This window comes from Bacillus solimangrovi, assembly GCF_001742425.1.
Classification (GTDB): Bacteria; Bacillota; Bacilli; order Bacillales; family Bacillaceae_N; genus Bacillus_AV; species Bacillus_AV solimangrovi.
This window is the reverse complement of the sequence record NZ_MJEH01000044.1, coordinates 1-20,843: the sequence shown is the minus strand read 5'-3', so window position 1 is coordinate 20,843 and position 20,843 is coordinate 1. Positions and strand designations below refer to the sequence as shown.

Below are 20,843 nucleotides of genomic sequence, written 5' to 3'. Positions count from 1 at the left end.
TACAACTCCTCTTTCTTCCCTATCTTAATTAATCATTTATTTGTTAGAGTTTCTTCTATTCTAACAAGAAAAGAAAGGGTTCGTATATAAGCGAAAAAGACCACTAGAACATATGTCTAGTGGTTTAGAATTCAAAAGCCTCTCCGATTTTCACATTATCTGTTAAAACAAGTATACCCTTTTCTGTAGGTGCGTTTGGCATATTTAATTCTTTAGCAGAACAAATCATTCCATAAGAGTCAACACCTCGTAATTGGGCTTCCTTAATTAGCATTCCAGATGGCATAACAGCTCCTACTTTTGCTACAACGACTTTTTGGTCTTTCTCAACATTAGGAGCACCACAGACAATTTGCAACTTTTCATTTCCAACATCAACTGTACAAACACTTAATTTATCTGCATTAGGATGTTTGCTCTTCTCTTCAACGTAACCAACAACAAATTTTGGTGAAAAATCAACGTCTATTTTACTAGAGTGACCATTTTTTTCTAAAATATGATTCAATTGTGCTACGAAGGTTTCATTTACATCAACGACACCATTCGCTTCAATAGATATTTCTTCGGAAATGTTAAAAAAGTTATAACCGACCGTTTCGTTCGTTTCATTGTTATAAATTTGAGCTACAGATCCTTTCACCTCTACTTCGCGTTTGGAATTCTCTATATCCTTTAAAACCACTAGCAAAGTATCTCCAATTCCAACCTTATTATAAAAAGCATTCATTCTTCATCTTCCTCTCTTATTCTTTTCGTTTTGGTTTTTTTTGAGCTAAAATAAATATTGGCTCAAGTTCTTTGTTTTCATATAAGAAAGACATTGCAGTAATTGGTACACGACCTTCAGCAAAAAAGCTCATAGCCATTTGCGCTAAAATATCATAACCCATCTCATTGCGTATGTCTGCCATAATCAAAACATCAGCATGTGGTACAGCAATCGCCATTTCTCCTTGAACTTCTGCTGCAAACTTTTCAAGAAATGTTTCATTCAATAATCGACTTGCATCATAACCATCATTGGAATTGAGAAAATAAAATGTGTTACCTGCTACTTCATCACTTTTCATTTCAGTGCTCAAAGAACGTGCATTAAACCTCGCAATTTCTTTTAATCGCTCATGCGTTAAACCTTCATTTTCAGCAAAAGGCTCGTCAATAAGACGATAACTGTTCCCTAGATCTAGCGCATAGTAGATCCTTGTTTCCGCTGTATGTTCTTCATATATTAAAGGCTTACCATCCTTTGTTTCAACAGGAAAGGATGCTGCTCGAACAACAGGAAAGATGTATTTTTCCTTTCCTTGTAATTCTTGAGTTTCTTCCATTGCTTTTAATGCTTCTTCTATATGATAGACAACTTCGTCTATTGCTTTTGATTTACGTTCTTCATATTTCGCGATAACTCCTGGAAGAGAAATACTAATACCTTGATTTGTTTCACTTAATTCAACTCGTAATTCATCTTTCTCTCTATCAAATTTCAGTATTCTATTTGGACCTTCTAGGCGTGTCTCTAACTCTTTTCTCATCTTTTTCGTATCCATTTTCAATGTAACTCTCCTCCTTCCTATTTTTCCTCTTCACATTTCCACGACTGACACCTTCAATAGTGTAACATGTTCTATTGCAAAGAAAAAATCATCTTTATTCATTGATGTTATTCTACTAATATCAATAATCAGCCATGTTAATAGCATTTTTCTTTCGTTAATTCTAATGTTTAGTTGAACTAGTCAGATATTTTCCAATGTTATTATTACAAAAGGATAAGCTTCCTATAATTTTTTAGACATTTAGCTTGTATCCGCAGCTTTAATTAACATCCGATAAAAAGCAGCTTTCCTAATAAGAAAAGCTGCCTCTTCAATTATAAACTTTCAATAAAGTCTTCTATTTGTTCTTGTGTTTTACGATCTTTACTAACAAAACGCCCTAATTCTTCTCCTTTTTCAAATGCAAGGAAGCTTGGTATTCCAAATATATCTAGTTCAACACAAATATCTATGAATTCATCACGATCCACGTAATAGAATTTATATTTGTCATACTTCTTTTCTAAATCAGGTAAGAATGGTTCGATTACTCGACAATCAGGGCACCAATCTGCTGAAAAAAGAAAAATGACGCTTTCTTTATTTTTAACTGTTTCAAACATTTCCTTCGATTCAATTGATATCATTTGAATTCCTCCTATTAACCTTCATCATTTTACTTAATAATCAATCTTCATATCACCAAATTTAATTAAGCCAGCTTTCCTCATTAATTCTGATAATAGCAAACTAATGATAGCAGGACCAATAATATGCAATAACAATACCTTTAAGATTACAATCCCTGAAAATCCCATCGTTGTAAATGTCATAATTTGACCAACGAATCCACTTGTCCCCATGCCTGCACCTGAAGAATTATTACTCATATCTAGCCATACTGTAGCAAATGGTGCTAACAATGCCCCAGCAACTGTTGGTGGAATAAGGATGTATGGATTTCTGACGATATTTGCTACTTGAAGCATGGATGTTCCAATGCCTTGTGCAACTAATCCACCAAAACCATTCTCCCTATAACTGCTCACAGCAAAACCAATCATTTGCGCAGCACATCCTACTGTCGCCGCACCTCCAGCAACACCACTTAAATCTAGCATTAGTGCGATCGCAACGCTAGAAATAGGTGCCGTCAAAGCAAGCCCCATGGAAATAGCAACGAGTATTCCCATCAATAAAGGACGTAGTTCTGTAGACCACATAATCCACGCACCAAACGCTTCCATAAATGCTGCAACACTTGGACCAATCAAACTAGCAGTAGCGAAACCAACTGTTATTGTAACGAAAGGTGTCACAATAATATCAATCTTTGTTTCTTTACTCACAACCTTACCGACTTCACTAGAAATAAGAGCAGCTACATAACTGCCTGCAGGGCCACCTAACTCTGCTCCAGCAGCTCCTGATATTATAGAAGCAAAAATAACAAGTGGTGGTGCCTTTAATCCATAAGCAACAGCTGCTCCAATCGCTGGACCCATCAGTCCCATTGCCAATGAACCCATTTCAGTAAAAAATGGCCATTTAAACTGATCACCAATTGTTTTCATAATTAATCCAATAATTAATGAAGAAAACAAACCTAGCGCCATATAACTGAGTGCGTTAATAAAATATTCTTTTGCAGAAAGGGTAACTCCCTTTGAATTCAAAAAAACTTTCATTTTTTCCTCCCTGTATCGTTCACAAATTATAATCAAAACGTTGAATACTATGAAAGTGTATAGATTCGAGATCCATATGTAAAGAAACATATTAACAACAGAAGATTTCTTATATAAAAGAATTTACTTAATAATATTTATAAACTTCAAATTTTTAATACAAAAACGGTTAATCTTTCTAATTTTTCTGATATTATAGTCCTATAATACAAATCGTCTGAAAATACAAAAAGAGAGTGGGATCAGATGCTTACTATACAAAATCGATTACGTATAATGTTAGCAATGACACTAATAGGACTTTCTATTATCATTGCTTTTTCAGTATTCACTATGCATTCACATCAAGAGATGAAAAAACAACAAATTCATTTTAATGAAGTTGAGTCTATTTCTCTTCGAGCTCAAAATGAATTTGCAATGGCACGAAAATATGAGCAACAATTTTTACGTAATCCGTCTGAAGATATATCAGAACAATCACTTATCCACAGTACACGCTTAATTGAAGAAATAAAAAGTGGTATGAGTAAGTTTTCAGAAGGTGAAGTTGTGTACGAAGAATTTATTCAATTAAATAGACTTGGACAAAGCTATCTTGATCAATTCAATATGGTTAAGAGTATGACAAAACAAATCGGTTATACTGATGCATCAGGTCTACAAGCAAAGATTAAAGACGCTTATGTATCATTTAATGTAGTTATTGATGAAACTAACAACTCTCAACTAGCACAACAATTATTGCTGATGCGAATGTATGAAAAAGAATACCTTCGTACTCGTGATGAAAGTGACTTCTCAAGTTTTAAATTATCTATATCATCATTCAAAGAAATGATTAATGAAGCACCAATTGAAGATGAAAGAAAGATAAAACTCTCCACTAACTTAATCGCATATCAAAGTGCTATGGAATCAATTCATGAAACATTTAAACAAATCATTTTACTTAATAAAAATTTCGAAGCAATTGCAGATGAAATTACACAAAGTGCAATAAAGGTAGCAAAATTAACGGTTAGTAATACCCAACAACTAGAACAAGATCAAAAAGAGGTTCAATCTTTATTATTTACCATTATGATTGTTATTAGTATTATAATTATGTCACTATTAGTCACATTTGGATTCTATATGATACGTTCAATCACAAAATCTATTCAACATTTAAAAACAGGTGCTGCTGTAATTGGAGAAGGTGATTTCAGTCATCGTGTTGAGGTACATACAAAAGATGAAATGGGTGAACTTACTACATTTTTTAATAAGATGGCAAAAAATGTCCAAAGCTCCCTTTCTAAAGTATTAACCGCTTCTCAGCAACTCTCAAGTTCATCACAGCATTTAAGTGCTATTTCTGTAGAAACGACCGCACAAACTGCTGAAATAAATCATGCTTTTCGACAAGTAGCTGTTGGCTCACAAAATCAAGCTAGTCGGCTCGAAGAAAGTGCAATACTTATTCAAAAAGTTACTGAAACGATAGAAACAACAGCAACATACAGCAAACAAATCGCAAATCATGCAATTGAAGTAGAGGATAAAGGAAAAGAAGGTATTGAAATCATTCAACACCTTCAACACACTTCAGAACAATTTTTACAACTCGCAACACATTTAGCTCAACATATTCAACAAGCTGTCACACAATCCGAACAAATTACAGCAATCGTACATACGATCCAAGATATTTCTGAGAGTACAAATCTATTAGCATTAAATGCAGCGATTGAAGCTGCTCGTGCTGGTGAAGCTGGGAAAGGATTCTCAGTTGTAGCAAACGAAGTTAGGAAACTAGCTGAACGTACTCACACAGAGGCAAAAAATATTCAATATCTTGTCACTTCAATGGCTGAACAAATGCAGACTCTATCGAATGAAGCCAATCAATTCGATTCTTTTCGTGAAAACCAAAATGAAGCTGTCACCAAAACAAATATTGCATTTGAATCAATCGTCTCCTATATTAACGACATTTCTAGTAAATCACTAAGTGTCCAACAAGCTGTTGTTGATGCAGAAAATGCTAACGATCATGTGTCGGAAAACCTTCGTGAAATAAAAGACATAGCGGAACAAGCTGCTGCAACTTCTCAAGAAGTAAGTGCTTCAAGTGACAACCAAAATGAAGCAATCGAACAAGTCAATAAAGCTGCTGTTCAATTACGAACAATTTCTCTAACACTCCAACAAGAAGTAAACCGTTTCAAACTAAAAAACAAAAAAGACTATCCTAAAGAGCAAGAAGATAGAACAAACCCGATTATAGAGGGTGAAAACTAGAACTAGATTACTGAAAATTTATATCAAGTGAAAAAAGGTAGATACACATTAGTCAAATACTATGTGTATCTACCTTTTAACGATTAAAAGAGCTTCGAATAAATTTAAGAGTTGGATGCGTTACTCAATGATTTCAATTGACTTCGCTATTTCCATCATTGCCGTTGCCGTACTAACCATAGAAGAAGTAGATGTTTCAGTAGTTAGTTTAGCTCCACCAATTCCAATGACCAGCTCATGCTTGTCTTTCTCACCTATTGAATTAATCTTTAAATAGGCAAATCTTCCATCTTCGTTCCACGTCTCATCAATAATAACTTTTTGTTCAGAGGCTATTTGTTCATACAATACTTCACTATCATAAGACTCATTCGGATTCACAAATAAAATAACTTTTGTTTTCCCCTTAGAAAACACAATGTTATAATCATCTTGCTCTACAACGGAAAAACTAGATGGCATATAATAACGAAATGTCTCTTTTTCTTTATTTGCTTTTTGATTACCAGTTAAAAAAACGTTCTCAACTTCTGACTTAGTTTCAGAAACAACTTCTTTTTCAGATGCAGAGCAAGCTGAAATAACAAATAATATCGTAATTAAGATGAATAATCTATAGAATCGAATCATTTCTAACTCCTCCATCAAAATAATGCTTCTCTTCTATCTTACATTCGATAGAAGATTTAGCAAGCTTGTATAACAAAATATAATAAACAATTTCTAAAAATGTTTATACTCTGAAGGAATAGGGAAAATAATGTCATGTAAATATGACATTTTATAAGGAGATATGAACAATATGGAATTAATCGTATACTTAGCAGGACAAATTCATGATGATTGGCGAACAGAAATAAAAACAGTAGCATCAGAAATGAAACTTTCAGTAAACTTCGTTGGTCCCATGGAAAATCATGAACGCTCAGATAATATCGGAGAGGAGATTTTAGGAAAACAACCGAATTCCTTAATCAAGGACCATGCCGCGTCAGATATTAATAACTTTCGTACTGAAGTTCTTCTGAAAAAAGCTGATGTTGTAATTGCATTTTTCGGTGAGAAATATAAACAATGGAACACAGCAATGGATGCTAGTGCAGCTCTTTCGATGAACAAACCTGTTATCCTAATCAGACCTGAAACATTAGTGCATCCACTTAAAGAACTCTCTAACAAAGCAAACGTAACCGTAGAAACACCTGAACAAGCTTTGCGAGTGCTTTCTTATCTATTCGAAACCTCTTAAATAAAACTAAGGGTCAAATTTTTTAAAAGGATACAAATACACTACATAGTTAACTGTTAAAAAAATAAAAATGCTTGATTCAATTTGAATCAAGCATTTTCACTTATAGAATACTATTCATTTTACAGTAATAGCTATATTGACCCTTTAGAAGCTTTACAACATGGTAAAACATTTCACTTCGATCCACATATCCGTCTGTAAAAATGCCGACCGCACCTTGATTAGAACGTACATCATAGAGGTTTGTATAATCTTCCATCACCTTTGACAACTCTTCTCCAGATTTTATACCGTTAGCGATATCATCTGGCAAATGAATTCTGGCTCCACCAGCTGTAATGATTTTACCTTCACGTGTAGCAAGTGCTCCCCAATTACAAAGGTACATGCCTTCGTTTGTTTCTACTACACCGCCCTCTAGACCAATACCAATCTGTGAATTCGCTTGTTTCAAAGCTGCTACTGCTCGATTCTTGGCACCTCTAAACGTTTCTTCATCAGTTAGAGGTTGTGCGGATACACCAGAGGAAACTTGCAACGGTATGAGAGAATCATCGGGAAAGATTAACTGAATCGACTTAACCTTTGCTTTATTAGTCGTACCAATCGCAACCTTCATTGTACTTCACCTTCTATATCATTCACTGTTCGTATTAGACCATTCTATTAGTATTGGTTAACCATTTTGTCGAATAGTCTCAATTGTTGTTTTATCCGTTTTCTTAACCAACTTTATAAGCAACTCTTTTGCAGCTGCATAATCATCTATATGAATGATAGACGCTGATGTATGAATATAACGCGAGCAAATTCCGATGACAGCCGATGGAATCCCTTGATTAGAAGTATGTACACGTCCAGCATCAGTTCCGCCTTGTGATACGAAATATTGATACGGAATCTTCTCTGTTTCGGCTGTATCAAGTATGAATTCGCGAATACCTCGATGTGTTACCATCGTACGATCAAGTATACGAAGTAAAGTACCTTTTCCTAATTGACCGAATTCTGTTTTATTGCCAGACGCATCGTTTGCGGGACTTGCATCCATTGCGTAAAAAATGTCAGGTTTAATCATATTAGCAGCAGTTTGTGCACCTCGAAGTCCTACTTCTTCTTGAACGGTAGCCCCTGAGTATAATGTATTAGGTAATGACTCACCTTTTAATTCTTTTAATAATTCAACTGCTAATCCACAACCATAACGATTATCCCAAGCTTTCGCTAAAATTTTCTTTTCATTAGCCATTGGAGTAAATGGACAAATTGGAACAATTTGTTGACCTGGTTTAATCCCGATTTGTAAAGCATCTTCGTGATCATCTGCACCAATATCAATCATCATATTTTTTATATCCATCGGCTTTTTGCGCTGAGCTTCTGTTAATAAGTGAGGTGGGGTTGATGCAACAACACCAATTACAGGACCATTATCTGTCATAACTTGAACACGTTGAGCTAACAATACTTGACTCCACCAACCACCAAGTGTTTGAAAACGCAACATTCCATTATCAGTAATCTTCGTAACCATAAAACCTACTTCATCCATATGTCCCGCTGCCATGACACGTGGACCATCAACTTCACCTTTTTTAACTCCAAAGACACTACCTAAATTATCTTGAATAATGTCATCAGCATATTTTTCTAATTCGCCTATCATAAATTTTCTAACTGCATGTTCATTTCCTGGAGCTCCTTGAAGCTCTGTTAATGTTTTAAATAATTGCATCGTTTCTTGATTCACTACGATACTCCCTCTCATGGAAAAATTGTTATTATCTTCATTGTATCGAAACTGACAACACGTTTCCACTGTAGATGTTTTCCCATAAGGTTCCATATTATTTGAAATAATGAGCAAATTTTCTGATATACTATATGTTATTGGTAGTCATATCTAATGAAAGAGGTGTCTTGATGAACTGGAAGAACACGTTGTTAGGTGTTAGCATTGGCGCTGCTGCAGGTGTATGGGCTTATTCTCAATCAAAAAAACCATTATCAGCAGAACAAGCTTTACGTTCTGCTAAAGAAGCTTTAAAAGAAAATGGACCCGTTGATGGTTCATGGATCCATATGGCTCCAGAATCAATTAAAAAAAATGGATTAACGTACTCAGTTTATCGCGGAGGTATTTCTAGGTTAGTTGAAGACGACTTGAAGCAAGAAGAATTTTTAGTTGATGCTAATACGGGTACGATTGTAGATGTATTGTGATTCAACAATAACATGATCCCCTTACGATAAATGAAAGGGGGGTCATGTTTGTTTTGTATGTAAAATACATACAAAAACAAAACCATATCCCTAACTGCTTATTATTCAACTCTTTCAATAACATTAATTTTAAAATTACGTTTTTGGATTTATTAACTTGAAAGTACGAAAGAAGTTTTGCACAGATCATACAGGGGGAGCATTATGAAAAATGATAAACAATGGTATGTTCTTTCATATCCTATGGGGAGTGAAGAGTCTGTATTAGAATATTGTATTAACAAACTTGAACAATTACCTCAAGAAAGTATTGCCGTATTACCAGAGTATATTGCTTATACAGTTGAAAACGGGAACAAAGCTCTTGAGCAATTAAAAGTAACCGCTATAAGTAAAAAGATTAGCATTATGACTACAATTAACATGATTCCAATCGATCTCCCTTATATGGAAAACAATAGAAATTACAATACACTTATAATCATAACTAAAGAGGGAAAGATTCATACACCACAAGCTAAGATTACACCTCAATCATTTGAGCGCGTTCAGTATGATGAAAAATTCCCGAAGATGAATGTTGCTGATTATCATTACTTAAATAAAGTTGAATTACACATTAACAATGAAGTTAAAACAGCCATTTTTATCATATGCTCTGATGTTTACACACTGATGGCAGGGGTAGAAAAAGTGAAAGATTTGCATGCAGACTTTTGTATCGTTCCAGGAAATTTTGGTATTGGAGCAGAAGCTGCTGTAAGACGCGTTTTAACTCGTTTCAGAGATGCTGGTATTTTCAAGACAACAATTTTTTCAAACCCATTTCAACAATTAAAAAAATCGAGTCATAAACCACTCGTACAAGAAGCATGTGATTTTATTACCAGCTCTAATCAAAATTCGTTACAGTTATCAGACTGGGAGCGTATTGAATTGTTAAAAAGAAATGTCTGTATATACCCTGATCAACAAGTACCAAGCTTTATACATATGGCAAGCCTAACAAAGATGGGACAAGGACGCATGACAGTTAGCATGAGTCGCTTAGACGTTGATGTTCATATTAATCAATACGAAAAGAAAGTGATATTATAAAAAACCTTCTATTAATGAGAAACTTTAACTCACTAATAGATAATCAAATCGTGCATATACTTGACAGCATATTCGAAACAAATCACTTTGTTGTTCATCATTTTTTTAACATCACACTATCAAAATAAAAAACCTACACAAATGTGTAGGTTTATTCTCTGAACTGCGCTTCACAACGATAAATACGATTCCCATTATTCGAGAATTTCTCTTCATACTCTGTCATTACGTTACCTTCTATATCACTATTATGCAAATCCAAAGATACGTTCTTCACAATCATTCCATAGCGTGAAAAGCTTTCTAATGAGTATTCAAATAATTGCTGATTATCCGTCTTAAAGTGAATCTCACCATTTGGAATTAATATTTGTTTATATAAATCTAAGAATGCCTTATAAGTTAATCGACGCTTTTCATGTCGTTTTTTAGGCCAAGGATCAGAAAAGTTCAAATATACACGTGAGACTTCATTTTCGGCAAAAAATTTTGTAACATCTTCCGCATTTTGATTTAATAATTTTACATTGTCTTGTGGTTCATCTACTAACCGTTGTAGAGCTGAGATGATAACACTTGGATACAATTCTACTCCGAGAAAATTCACATCTGGATGTTGTTTCCCCATCCCAGTAACAAAGCTTCCCTTACCTGTCCCCACTTCAATATAAATAGGATTATCATTATGAAATACATCCTTTGACCAGTTCCCTTGGCATTCTTCAGGATTAGGCACTACAAAATGTGGGTTTTCAGCGATAAAATCAGTTGCCCACGGTTTATGTCTTAAACGCATCGATTTGTTACCTCCATCTTTCATTACAATTCTCCATTTTTCACAGAGGAGAGCTTTCATTCTTAAAACATATCATGAAAATGACAAAAACAAAAGATTTCATTAGAAACTACTTTTGACGAACATATTACATAAGAGAAAATCGTGAAGTTATGATCTCCCTGAAATTCATCGACCTCCTTTGATTAAAATTCTCACTTCAGACTAACGGAAATAACGAAAATTGCTTAACTTCAAGTTTCACTATATTACCAGCATTTCTCTTAATTATTTGGATAACATATGAACTAGGGACATATTTAGTTCGGACAGGAGGAGTAAATCATGCCACTCACTACCCAGCATCAAATGAACATTTTAAGTGATATTTTAAATAACCATTTAACAGATCAATCTGGTTCTGTTTCAGAGTGCCGACAACTTCAACGTCTTATTCAATCGCTCATCGCGAAAGAAGAAACAACCGCTCAAGTGAAAGATTTACTATATGAAATATATGACTATAGTCAAAAAGGAGCAAATATTAAAAACCTCACACAACATATACAGGACAACCAATCAAGTATAACGCAATGGGTTGATGAATTACCTACACAAGACCAACTTCACTAATTGCTATTATTGACATATATTAAGAATCCTCTTCGGATTGATAGAATAATACAATTAATACCCCACAAATTCTTCATTGGGCAAACAAAAAGACTGAGTCGTTTCATTATAGAACGCTCAGTCTCAAAATATTTCTTGGAGATACTTTATCCAGTTCTCCATTTCTTTTCTTTCATCTCTTCTTCGATGCCAATTAATAGAAAGAATCGTCTGAGCAATTACATACCACCTCATCCGTTCTTCTAAATTCGAAGACAGCTTAATTCCGTATTGATCTAACCAATCTTGCCATTCATTTTTTGGAATGTACCAATATAATAATTGTCCAATATCAAGTGCAGGATCGGCGACCATTGCTCCATCCCAATCAATTAAATAGAGCTGTTTTTCAGCACTTAATAACCAATTGTTATGATTAACATCACCGTGACAAACGACTTTTTGATGAAATCTAATCCGCTCAAGATTTCTCTCTAAATATACTCTTGCTTTATCAAGAACAGGGTGAGATACTTGTGCAATTACTTGTTCATCAATTTCAGTTAACACACCTTCTGGCTCTAATGGGTTCTTCTCGATTCTCTTTAATAAATCCAATAATTCCTTAGAACCATGTATTTTACTCAATAGGTTTGCTACCGAAGGATGTTTCATATCAGAAGCTTTTAACTCCCTGCCTTCCAGCCATTGCTGTGCAGTGATAACATCACCATTCTCCATCCGTCTCGTCCAAATTAACTTCGGAACAATTCCTTCAGCAGATAACACAGCTAAAAAAGGCGAGGAATTACGTTTTAAGAAAAGTTTCTGTTCATGATTTTCTGCGATGTACGCTTCTCCGGTTGCTCCCCCTGCAGGAGTAATGTGCCAACCTTCACTTAATCCCAATCGTTGTTCCAACGAAACTCACCCTCAATTTCTAAATCAATTCATACAGTTAAATGCTCATTTTACTAGTATAACGCATTTCGACATTTTACAACATATATTTAGTCGATTTTATCACTTACTTCTTGTATTGCTACTATAGTAGATAATGGTTCTATTTCAAAATAATGAAGATTAATATGCTCTCTCTGCTTAAATGTTGCTATTTCTCCTTTGACGATCGTTTTCCAAGTTCCTTCTAGACCAAGTGAAAGTTGGGTAACATCATTACTAAAATTAAAAATAACTAATATCTTTTCGGGTTGTTCAAAATGATGAAGTAAATACATACAGTAACCTTCACCAGATCCCATCCACTGATAACATTGAGTAACTTGCGCTTGTGTTTGTAGGCGAAAAGCCTTGAATTTTTTCCTTAATTTTAGTATATTTCTAACATATTGTATATTTTGTTCGTTACATGAACGTCTTTCCCAATCAAGCTGATTGATAATGTCTCCAGATTTATAGCTATTTTCGTCCCCAAATTTCGTTCGAAAAAACTCCATTCCGCTGTGTAAAAAGGGGATCCCTTGAGAAAGTATAATCATCGTTATTCCTAAACGTTGTCTTTTTCTTCTAGTAGTTTCGCTCTCTTGGCCATTCGTTGCTAATAACTTATCCCACAACGTATGATTATCATGACATTCGATATAATTTACTGATTGACTTGGTGTTTCAAATAATCCAGGAAACTCATCATTAAATGTTACAGTACCTGCGAATAACTGCATGAGTGAATTTTCAGATATTTTTTCACCACTTATTAAACCACGATTTTCCAATTCAAAGTTGCTTCCTTTAATTATATCTCTAAATTGATCGTTAAAAAACGCAATGCGCTGTAATTGTGATGCATTCGATAATGTCGCTTTTTTCTCTTTTTGCAAAGGGGTATTTAGTTCCCATCCCTCTCCTAATATTAAAATTGAGTCATCAATGACATCTACAGCACGACGTATTTCTTTCATTGTATCGATGTCTAAAATCCCCATTAAATCAAACCTTATTCCATCTATACCGAACTCTTTTATCCAATATACAACAGAATCAACAATAAATTTCCTAACCATTTTCCGTTCAGACGCAATGTCATTACCAACTCCAGTACCATTTGAAGGCATTCCATCTGTGTTGTAACGAAAATAGTACCCAGGAACAAGATTACTAAATGAGGATGTCTCACGTTTGAAGACATGGTTATATACTACATCGAAAATAACACGTAATCCCTTTTTATGAAGTAAAGCAACCATTTCCTTTAATTCCTTAATACGAGTATAAGGGTTAATCGGATCTGATGCATAACTTCCATCTGGTACATTAAAATGAACTGGGTTATATCCCCAATTATATTCACTGGAAGGGGAATATTCATCCACACCTTCAAAATCATGAACAGGCATGATTTGAATATGTGTAACACCTAAATGAACAAGATAATCGATACCTGTTACTTTACCTTTTTGATCTGTCGTCCCTTCTTCGACAAAGCCAAGGTATTTTCCTTTTTGTTTTACACCACTTTTTTTATGAATTGTAAAATCACGAATATGCGTTTCATAAATCACAGCATCTGTATAATGTTTAAAGTGTGGCAAATAACTTTTATTAATAGGTTGATTTACCTTTTGAGGATCAATGACAACACCTAGATGTCCATTTACAGTAACAGAACGAACATAAGGATCGACTGCTTCATGCCACTGCTGATTAATACATACTAGGTATGTATATCGTTGTCCTTCATGATCTCCTTTTTGGTAATATACCCACACACCTCTATCTTCACGTTTCATTGAATGCTTACTACTAACAAGCTGATTTTCATTATAGAAAACGATTTCTGCTCTTGTAGCACTCGGAGCCCATACTTTATAAATTGTTTCATTTTTATCATACACATTACCTAAGTCAGTTCCATCATATGAATATCGCTCATCAAAAGCTTCTGTTCGTATAACAGCTCCTATAAATAGTGGAAACCTATAACCAACCTCATCTTCAATATGATATTCTTTTTCCAGCTTGAGAAAATCGTGACTACGACAAACATATTTTGTATATTCATCAGTGGCTTCAACATGCTCTATATTCAATGTTTCTCTTCCACTATCATGTATTAAATTAAACTGTGAGGATTGAAAACCCGGCTTAGCCAAGACTGTCAATTTATTCAGTTCATCTAAATAAGCTTTAAATAGTGGTTTCAAAAACCTTCACCATCATTTCATATATATTTTTTCTAACAAAATGAGTGATCCAAACTCTACCTAAGAAAGTTGAATATTTTATTAAGCTTCTAAAGAATGAATTATATTTTCTTTCTAGCATGGCGTTAGAATAATTTAGGGTTACTGTCACTGTAGCAAATTCAGCTTACATTCAGAGGACATCCTATTTCTTAATGATTAGAGTAGATGTTCATTAGATTCGCCTTGGTTAAGATCATCACTTTCTTCCCACTCACTGCGACGAACATAAGTACTTTGACAATAATTTAATAAAGATTGAGCTGCTTTTAATTGATTATGTTTTAAAGGAGACGGCATTCTCTTCATACTATCATGCCAATCCTTGTATGTTCTTCTATCAATTATTTGTGTATCAGCAGGAGCATGTGCTTGCTCAATATAACCATTCCGACTCAATACAATACGTTTAACAGGCATATCAATATGTTCATGTTCATATATCCCATTAATTACTTTATACATCCGGTTAAGTGTTAACATCGGATTAATTCTCTTCTTACTTTCTTCTCCATAACCTTCTATCCAATAACGCCCTTTATCTACTTGGAACACTTCTCCCTCTTTTGTTTGACTCTCTAATAATGTAATGCAAATAGTGGATATTGGTGTCAACATTACAATATCAAGTTCAACTGGCGCACTCTTGATTTGAAAAATTGGCTGATACAAAATAAGAAAATTATCAGGAAATTGTTGTAAAAAATAACGTAAGGACGTGTCGTAATAAAGTGAATGATTGACATATGATTTATCTCTTATCGTAGAGCTTGCCCACATAATTTGAAAACGTAATAGTTCATCTAAAAAATCCTGTTTTACCTCGTCCAATGATTTATGTCGTTCAATAGCCTGATGTTGTGATTCTACAGAGTAAATTTCATTTTCATAGTAATAATTCTCATCTTTATTTTTATTACGTGCAAACCAATTTTTCATTGAAGAAAAAAAAGATTTTCGGTTATCATTTAACCAGTCTTCTTCAAAATTCGGCTTATATTCACTAAACTCGTTGGGCATATCACTGAAGTTTACCTTACTTAATGTCCCGTTATACCACTGTTTTTTAATGCCTTCCCACCGATGTTTCTTTAAACGAATGTACTGACTTGGATAGCGATATATATCGGTTTCATATCTTGAAATGAAGTCTTGAAGTTTAATTAGCTGTGCCATAATTCTCCCCCATATTATTTCTCTTATAGCCCTTATTTAACAATTTCTTTTTATTAGTAAGTATTAAGATAATACATACAATATCCCAAAATAGCTGCATGCCTAAGGTGAAATATCGTAAAGTGTTCTGTTTATCTTCTTAATTATAAGACCAATAATTAAGAAATTATGGCGATAAAAGTTATCTCTAAGTACTTTTATATATGTATTTTTCTAAAAAGCTGAGATGCTCAAAATGACGTAACTGCCTGTACTAAATTGGATATTTAATAAGTACTCTAGGTAAAAAAACGTACTTACGCTTTCTATCGTCATTTCACTCAGACTTATTAAATTTCTTCTATAAAAGTATATAAACAAGAAGTGGACTTAATATAGAGGCGAAAATTGCACTTAATGTCATTGATATGGAACTAATTGCACCTTCTTCTTCTCCGAGCTCCAATGCCTTAGCTGTACCAATTCCGTGTGAAGCACTACCGAAACCAATTCCCCGTCCAATGAAATGATGAATTCGGAAAAACTTTAGCAATGATGGACCTAACACAGCCCCTACTATTCCAGCAATCATGACAAAAATAGCTGCAAGAGTAGAGTTACCTCCGATTACATCTGCTATATCCATTGCAACTGGAGAAGTAACTGACTTTGGTACAATAGAATACAATGTTATTGATTCTAGACCTAGTAATTTTGATAATTCAATACCTGTCACAATACCTAATACTGTACCTATAAGAACTCCTGTTATAATAGGAAGTGTATATTTCTTTATTGTTGACCATTGTTTATACAACGGAATTGCTAACGCAACTACAGCTGGACCTAGCATATCAACAATCCACTTGCCACCTATCATATATGTGTCATAAGAAATGTTGAAAACTAGCAATAACAGTACGATGCTAATTGTACCTGTTAGAATGGGCACCATAAATGTTGTGTGAAACCTAATGTATACTTTCTTCATCACAAAATAAATAACGATAGTTGTTATAATACTAATCAATCCAATTAACAACTTCATACTTGTTCCCTTTCTTTGCGAATAGCGATAAACTGACTTGCATAAGCTGAAGAAATCATTACGATAACTGTACTAAGAATAACTACGATTAACGATAAGAACCCTTTCCCCTTAAACAAAGAAAAATAGTCTATAATTCCAACTGTTACAGGGATAAAAAGTAATGGCAAATGAGATAATAAAAAGCTTGCCCCACCATCAATCCACTTCAGCTTTATTACATTCATCTTAAGTAGTACGAACAGCAATAACATCCCAATAATACTACCAGGAATAAACAAGTTTAAGACTACTTGTATCCCAACCCCGATATAATAAAATCCAAACAAAATTGCTATTTGGGATATAAATCTCACCCACTTCATACTCTCTCTCCCTTTTCTTATTAGACAGCCTTTTTATTGTTCATAAATGTTTTCAAGTCTTCCCTTAGTTATCGTCAATTAAAGATGAATAAAGTTCACCTAATCTCCATGTATATACTGGTTCATATTTTGGTATAAGATCCATGTTTGTTTTATACAGAACAACATCATTTACTTCCCATGACAAACTAGGTTTTATATGAGAAAAATTCAGCTTATCTAATTGAAATGCTTGTTCATTTTTCCATTTCCTAGCTAATGTAATATGTGGACAATACGGCCTTTTATCCAGACTAAAATCATTTCGTTCGAGAAATTCACTCACATTCTTTTGTAAATTGATTAGTGGATCTGAATGTTCCACTCCCATCCAAAAAATTCGAGGAAATTCTTCTCTTCCAAAAACACCAGGATTTGATAATGTTAGAGTAAATGGCTGATGATTACATATAGAAGCATGTAACTGCTCTTTAATACAATCTAATTGTTCAGATGTAGCAAAACCTAAAAAAGCAAGAGTAATGTGCAAATCATGTGGATGAACCCAATTTTTAAATGATAACCACTTTTTCCAACTAGACATTTGATTATCAAAACATTGCTCTAATTTTGTTGATAACGGAATTGCAATAAAATAATGCTGTTTCATACCTTCACCCTTTTTTGTATTTACCAACATATGTTATTGTTTATTTTATCACAACTTTATCTAATCGATAGATCATTATAATGAAGCACGTCCCAAGCACTGTTAAAAAAGCAAATAAAATATAAAGTGATGACACTCCAAGAAATTCAATAATAAAACCAGCGGAAAAAGCACAAAACCAATTTCCAAACCCGTTTCCTGCTGCTGAATATAGAGAAACCGCCGTTGATCTTACTTCTTGAGGGGCTAACTCTCTAACATATTGCAAAGCTGCAGGAACATATAATCCAACTGAAATCCCTTGCATAATCGTTGTAACATACACGATAAATAGTGGTGGTTCGAATATATAAATCCCCCACCTGAATGCTGATACAATAGATGCAAATAAAAGGACGTTAACTAATCCTAGCCTTCCAATAAAATTGTGAGCTACTTTCATGAATGGAGCTTCACTACCTGCAGCAAGTAGAAACGCAACTCCTATACCCGTTAACGTTGCCCCTGTTTCTTCTAAATATATGCCAAAATAAAAATTGTTTGCTAATACTGGACCAAACACACAGAAAGTTGCAGCTATAATTAATATAAAACGAGGCATTTTAAGTAAAGTACGGCTTCCTTCTCTCATATTAATCTTCATTTGTTGGCTTTCTTCTGGCAACCTGAATGAGAGTAAAGAAACAAAAATAAGTATGAACGCAAACAAATAGAAGATAACGTGTATACCAAATTGATCTGCAAACCATCCTGCTACAAGCACTGCTGCTGAAAACCCAAGTGCTCCATATAATCGAATTGAGCCATAATTTTCTCCACTCCGCTGTACATAACTTAGAGAAAGACTGTCAGATACAGGTACAATTGCACTTTGAAAGAAAGCCGATAGAAGTGCAACTATAATAAAAAGAAAATAAGTGTCTACCAATAAATATAGTAATGCAGTAAGACCTGTTAAACAAAGTGTTAAGGTGAGCACAAATCTTGGTCTTTGTGTAGCATCACTTACAATTCCCCAAAATGGTTGAATGAAAATCATCACAACTGGGCTAAGTGAAATAATCGTACCTATTTGTGTACCTGATAATCCTGCATCATTTCGTAAAAAAACGGATAATAACGGAAATAAGGAACCAAAAGAAAAGAAAATAAAAAAATAAACTAATCTGAATTGAAGACCTGTTCGTTCTAGTTTCATCATTGAAAGACTGTACATTGATGGATGTTCCTCCCCTTGCCATTTATCAAATGTCTACTACCACTAATTTCTATAGTTAAAGAATCATAATGGAGTATTTCTTAAGCTTGTCAAAACGTGTTAATTTTGAAAGATTCGTAGTTATGAATATTAGTTAATATGATGAAACAATTACACTTTAATTTTTCAAATGAGAATACCGCTCCCTTTTATGAGAGCGGTTATTAGTGAAACTAATATGAATTTATAGACCTTATCAATGTTCATTTTAGCTTACTAAATCAATACTCAATGTTATTTCTCTATCGCTAATTCAAAAATTGCCTGTGCATAAATGGCTGTCGCCTTTAGCATATCTTCAATATTCATATACTCATCTTTTTGGTGAGCCACTTCTTCGCTTCCAGGGAACAATGGACCAAACGCCACTCCACTCTCTAACACTCGCGCATATGTACCCCCACCGATAGAGATTAATTCTCCCTTTTCACCTGTCTGTTCTTCATATACACGTTGAAGTGTCTTTAACCATGCAGTATCTTTTGGAACGTAATGTGGTTTTGAATCATCTACAACCGTCAAACCCAATTCATATTTTTGAATAAGGGTACTTAAAATCGCCTTGGATTGTTCAAATTGATGTGTAACAGGATAGCGAATGTTCAATCCTATTTTACCTCCAGTTTCGAGAGCATACTCGAATATACCCACATTAACTGTCAGATCTCCAGATTCATCATCAGCGACTTGAATGCCTAGTTTTTCACCTAGATAGTCATCCACAAGATATTCACAAATAAATGAAATAAACGTTTCAGCCTGTTCATCAAGTTGCATGTTATTCAAGAACTTTGCTAAGTATAACCCTGCACTTTTCCCCTTTGTTGGCTCACTTCCATGTGCAGATATTCCTTCTACTTGTAAATGAAGCTCATCCATTCTTACTGATGTACTTCCTTTTAAATTATGTTCACTTAAATATGCGTTAAAATCCGCAACAACCAACTTACTATCTTGATCTATTTTTATGACAGCTTTCGCATCATCTGGAACCATGTTAAATCGACGCCCTGATTTGAAGGAGATCAATTGTTGATTTTCCTCTGATGCTTGTCTAGGGGGAAAATCAATTTCTAAATCGGCGATTCCTTTTTCTGCAAAAATAATTGGAAAGTCTGCATCAGGTGCAAAACCCATACTTGGCATCTCTTCATGTTTAAAATAATGATCCATACATAGCCAATCACTTTCCTCATCTGTACCTATAATCATTCTTACACGTTTATTCATCTTCACATTAAGATCTTTCACAATTTTCATGGCATAGTAAGCAGCCATTGTTGGACCTTTATCATCAATTGCTCCTCGAGCATAGATATTACCATTTCGAATCTCAGCTGAAAATGGTTCAGAGGTCCAACCATCCCCTTCAGGAACAACATCAACATGACATAAAATACCGAGGAGATCTTCCCCTTCACCAAATTCAAGATGTCCAGCATATCCGTCTAAGTTCTTTGCAATAAAACCTTCTTGCTCTCCTTTGGATAACATATGCAATAATGCTTCGTGAACACCTTGACCGAAAGGAGCATCTTCATTAGCAGTCATTTCATCCTTTACACTTTTTATCTGTAAAAAAGTTTGTGTGTCACGAATTAAGTCCTCTTTTAGTTCTATAACTTTTTCAAACCAATTTATTTTTTGATTCATAATAGTCACCTCTACTCATTTTTTCACTTGTTGATAAGTCTCT

At 34.2% G+C, this 20,843-nt stretch carries 21 protein-coding genes; 5 read left to right on the top strand and 16 right to left on the bottom strand.

Translation table 11 applies throughout. The annotated features are described in order from the left end of the window. Nucleotides 1-124: 124 nt before the first annotated feature. From ytpR to BFG57_RS13735, 4 genes are all read right to left on the bottom strand, one after another. Nucleotides 125-730 carry a YtpR family tRNA-binding protein gene (gene ytpR, locus BFG57_RS13750; RefSeq protein ID WP_069718069.1) on the bottom strand — a complete coding sequence of 202 codons (606 nt, stop codon included), beginning with the start codon at nt 728-730 and terminating at the stop codon, nt 125-127. A 16-nt stretch (nt 731-746) separates the two neighbouring features. Next, nucleotides 747-1,550 carry a DUF1444 domain-containing protein gene (locus BFG57_RS13745; protein WP_069718198.1) on the bottom strand — a complete coding sequence of 268 codons (804 nt, stop codon included), beginning with the start codon at nt 1,548-1,550 and terminating at the stop codon, nt 747-749. Between the two features lie 323 nt (nt 1,551-1,873). Further along, nucleotides 1,874-2,185, bottom strand: a complete 312-nt coding sequence (locus tag BFG57_RS13740) for a thioredoxin family protein (protein WP_069718068.1) — start codon at nt 2,183-2,185, stop codon at nt 1,874-1,876. Nucleotides 2,186-2,218: 33 nt separating this feature from the next. After that, nucleotides 2,219-3,226 carry a PTS sugar transporter subunit IIC gene (locus BFG57_RS13735; protein ID WP_069718067.1) on the bottom strand — a complete coding sequence of 336 codons (1,008 nt, stop codon included), beginning with the start codon at nt 3,224-3,226 and terminating at the stop codon, nt 2,219-2,221. Between the two features lie 246 nt (nt 3,227-3,472). Between BFG57_RS13735 and BFG57_RS13730 the strand changes: the two genes are divergently transcribed. Beyond that, complete coding sequence (locus tag BFG57_RS13730; protein ID WP_069718066.1) at nt 3,473-5,512, top strand: methyl-accepting chemotaxis protein; 2,040 nt, start codon at nt 3,473-3,475, stop codon at nt 5,510-5,512. A gap of 120 nt (nt 5,513-5,632) precedes the next feature. Here BFG57_RS13730 and BFG57_RS13725 read toward each other — a convergent pair whose 3' ends face one another. Further along, a complete protein-coding gene (locus tag BFG57_RS13725) occupies nt 5,633-6,142 on the bottom strand; it encodes a hypothetical protein (RefSeq protein ID WP_069718065.1) in 510 nt (169 codons plus the stop codon). A 172-nt stretch (nt 6,143-6,314) separates the two neighbouring features. Here BFG57_RS13725 and BFG57_RS13720 point away from each other — a divergent pair, with 172 nt between their 5' ends. Next, nucleotides 6,315-6,761: a YtoQ family protein gene (locus tag BFG57_RS13720; protein ID WP_069718064.1), complete on the top strand. Its 447-nt coding sequence runs from the start codon at nt 6,315-6,317 to the stop codon at nt 6,759-6,761. Nucleotides 6,762-6,864: 103 nt separating this feature from the next. On the opposite strand, the gene BFG57_RS13715 is transcribed toward BFG57_RS13720, so the two are convergent. Further along, nucleotides 6,865-7,383 (bottom strand): DUF84 family protein, encoded by a 519-nt coding sequence (locus BFG57_RS13715; protein WP_069718063.1) that lies wholly within the window; start codon nt 7,381-7,383, stop codon nt 6,865-6,867. A 57-nt stretch (nt 7,384-7,440) separates the two neighbouring features. Next, nucleotides 7,441-8,514, bottom strand: a complete 1,074-nt coding sequence (locus tag BFG57_RS13710; protein ID WP_069718062.1) for a M42 family metallopeptidase — start codon at nt 8,512-8,514, stop codon at nt 7,441-7,443. A gap of 173 nt (nt 8,515-8,687) precedes the next feature. On the opposite strand from BFG57_RS13710, the gene BFG57_RS13705 reads away from it, so the two are divergent. Together BFG57_RS13705 and BFG57_RS13700 are read left to right on the top strand one after the other, a co-directional pair. Then, the gene (locus BFG57_RS13705) at nt 8,688-8,987 is read left to right on the top strand and encodes a PepSY domain-containing protein (protein ID WP_069718061.1); all 300 of its coding nucleotides are present in this window, start codon (nt 8,688-8,690) and stop codon (nt 8,985-8,987) included. 204 nt (nt 8,988-9,191) lie between these two features. Continuing rightward, complete coding sequence (locus tag BFG57_RS13700; protein WP_069718060.1) at nt 9,192-10,085, top strand: hypothetical protein; 894 nt, start codon at nt 9,192-9,194, stop codon at nt 10,083-10,085. A gap of 151 nt (nt 10,086-10,236) precedes the next feature. On the opposite strand, the gene trmB is transcribed toward BFG57_RS13700, so the two are convergent. Continuing rightward, nucleotides 10,237-10,881 carry a tRNA (guanosine(46)-N7)-methyltransferase TrmB gene (gene trmB / locus BFG57_RS13695; protein ID WP_069718197.1) on the bottom strand — a complete coding sequence of 215 codons (645 nt, stop codon included), beginning with the start codon at nt 10,879-10,881 and terminating at the stop codon, nt 10,237-10,239. Between the two features lie 324 nt (nt 10,882-11,205). Here trmB and BFG57_RS13690 point away from each other — a divergent pair, with 324 nt between their 5' ends. Continuing rightward, a complete protein-coding gene (locus tag BFG57_RS13690; RefSeq protein ID WP_069718059.1) occupies nt 11,206-11,493 on the top strand; it encodes a YtzH-like family protein in 288 nt (95 codons plus the stop codon). Nucleotides 11,494-11,616: 123 nt separating this feature from the next. Here the strand turns inward: BFG57_RS13690 and BFG57_RS13685 are convergent, their stop codons facing one another. The 8 genes from BFG57_RS13685 to pepV form a co-directional block, all read right to left on the bottom strand. Further along, the gene (locus BFG57_RS13685) at nt 11,617-12,393 is read right to left on the bottom strand and encodes a phosphotransferase family protein (RefSeq protein WP_069718058.1); all 777 of its coding nucleotides are present in this window, start codon (nt 12,391-12,393) and stop codon (nt 11,617-11,619) included. Between the two features lie 89 nt (nt 12,394-12,482). Continuing rightward, nucleotides 12,483-14,633, bottom strand: coding sequence for a type I pullulanase (pulA, locus tag BFG57_RS13680; protein WP_069718057.1), 2,151 nt, complete (start codon nt 14,631-14,633; stop codon nt 12,483-12,485). 198 nt (nt 14,634-14,831) lie between these two features. Further along, on the bottom strand, nt 14,832-15,848 hold the full coding sequence (locus tag BFG57_RS13675; protein WP_069718056.1) for an NERD domain-containing protein: 1,017 nt from the start codon (nt 15,846-15,848) through the stop codon (nt 14,832-14,834). 340 nt (nt 15,849-16,188) lie between these two features. Then, nucleotides 16,189-16,875 carry an LrgB family protein gene (locus tag BFG57_RS13670; protein ID WP_069718055.1) on the bottom strand — a complete coding sequence of 229 codons (687 nt, stop codon included), beginning with the start codon at nt 16,873-16,875 and terminating at the stop codon, nt 16,189-16,191. Further along, nucleotides 16,872-17,240: a CidA/LrgA family protein gene (locus BFG57_RS13665; protein ID WP_069718054.1), complete on the bottom strand. Its 369-nt coding sequence runs from the start codon at nt 17,238-17,240 to the stop codon at nt 16,872-16,874. Before BFG57_RS13665 ends, BFG57_RS13670 begins: the two co-directional genes overlap by 4 nt. A 64-nt stretch (nt 17,241-17,304) precedes the next feature. Next, a complete protein-coding gene (gene thpR / locus BFG57_RS13660; RefSeq protein ID WP_083249271.1) occupies nt 17,305-17,919 on the bottom strand; it encodes an RNA 2',3'-cyclic phosphodiesterase in 615 nt (204 codons plus the stop codon). Nucleotides 17,920-17,929: 10 nt separating this feature from the next. Then, nucleotides 17,930-19,087: an MFS transporter gene (locus BFG57_RS13655; protein WP_245676767.1), complete on the bottom strand. Its 1,158-nt coding sequence runs from the start codon at nt 19,085-19,087 to the stop codon at nt 17,930-17,932. Between the two features lie 294 nt (nt 19,088-19,381). Continuing rightward, a complete protein-coding gene (gene pepV, locus BFG57_RS13650; RefSeq protein ID WP_069718051.1) occupies nt 19,382-20,800 on the bottom strand; it encodes a dipeptidase PepV in 1,419 nt (472 codons plus the stop codon). Nucleotides 20,801-20,843: the final 43 nt, after the last annotated feature.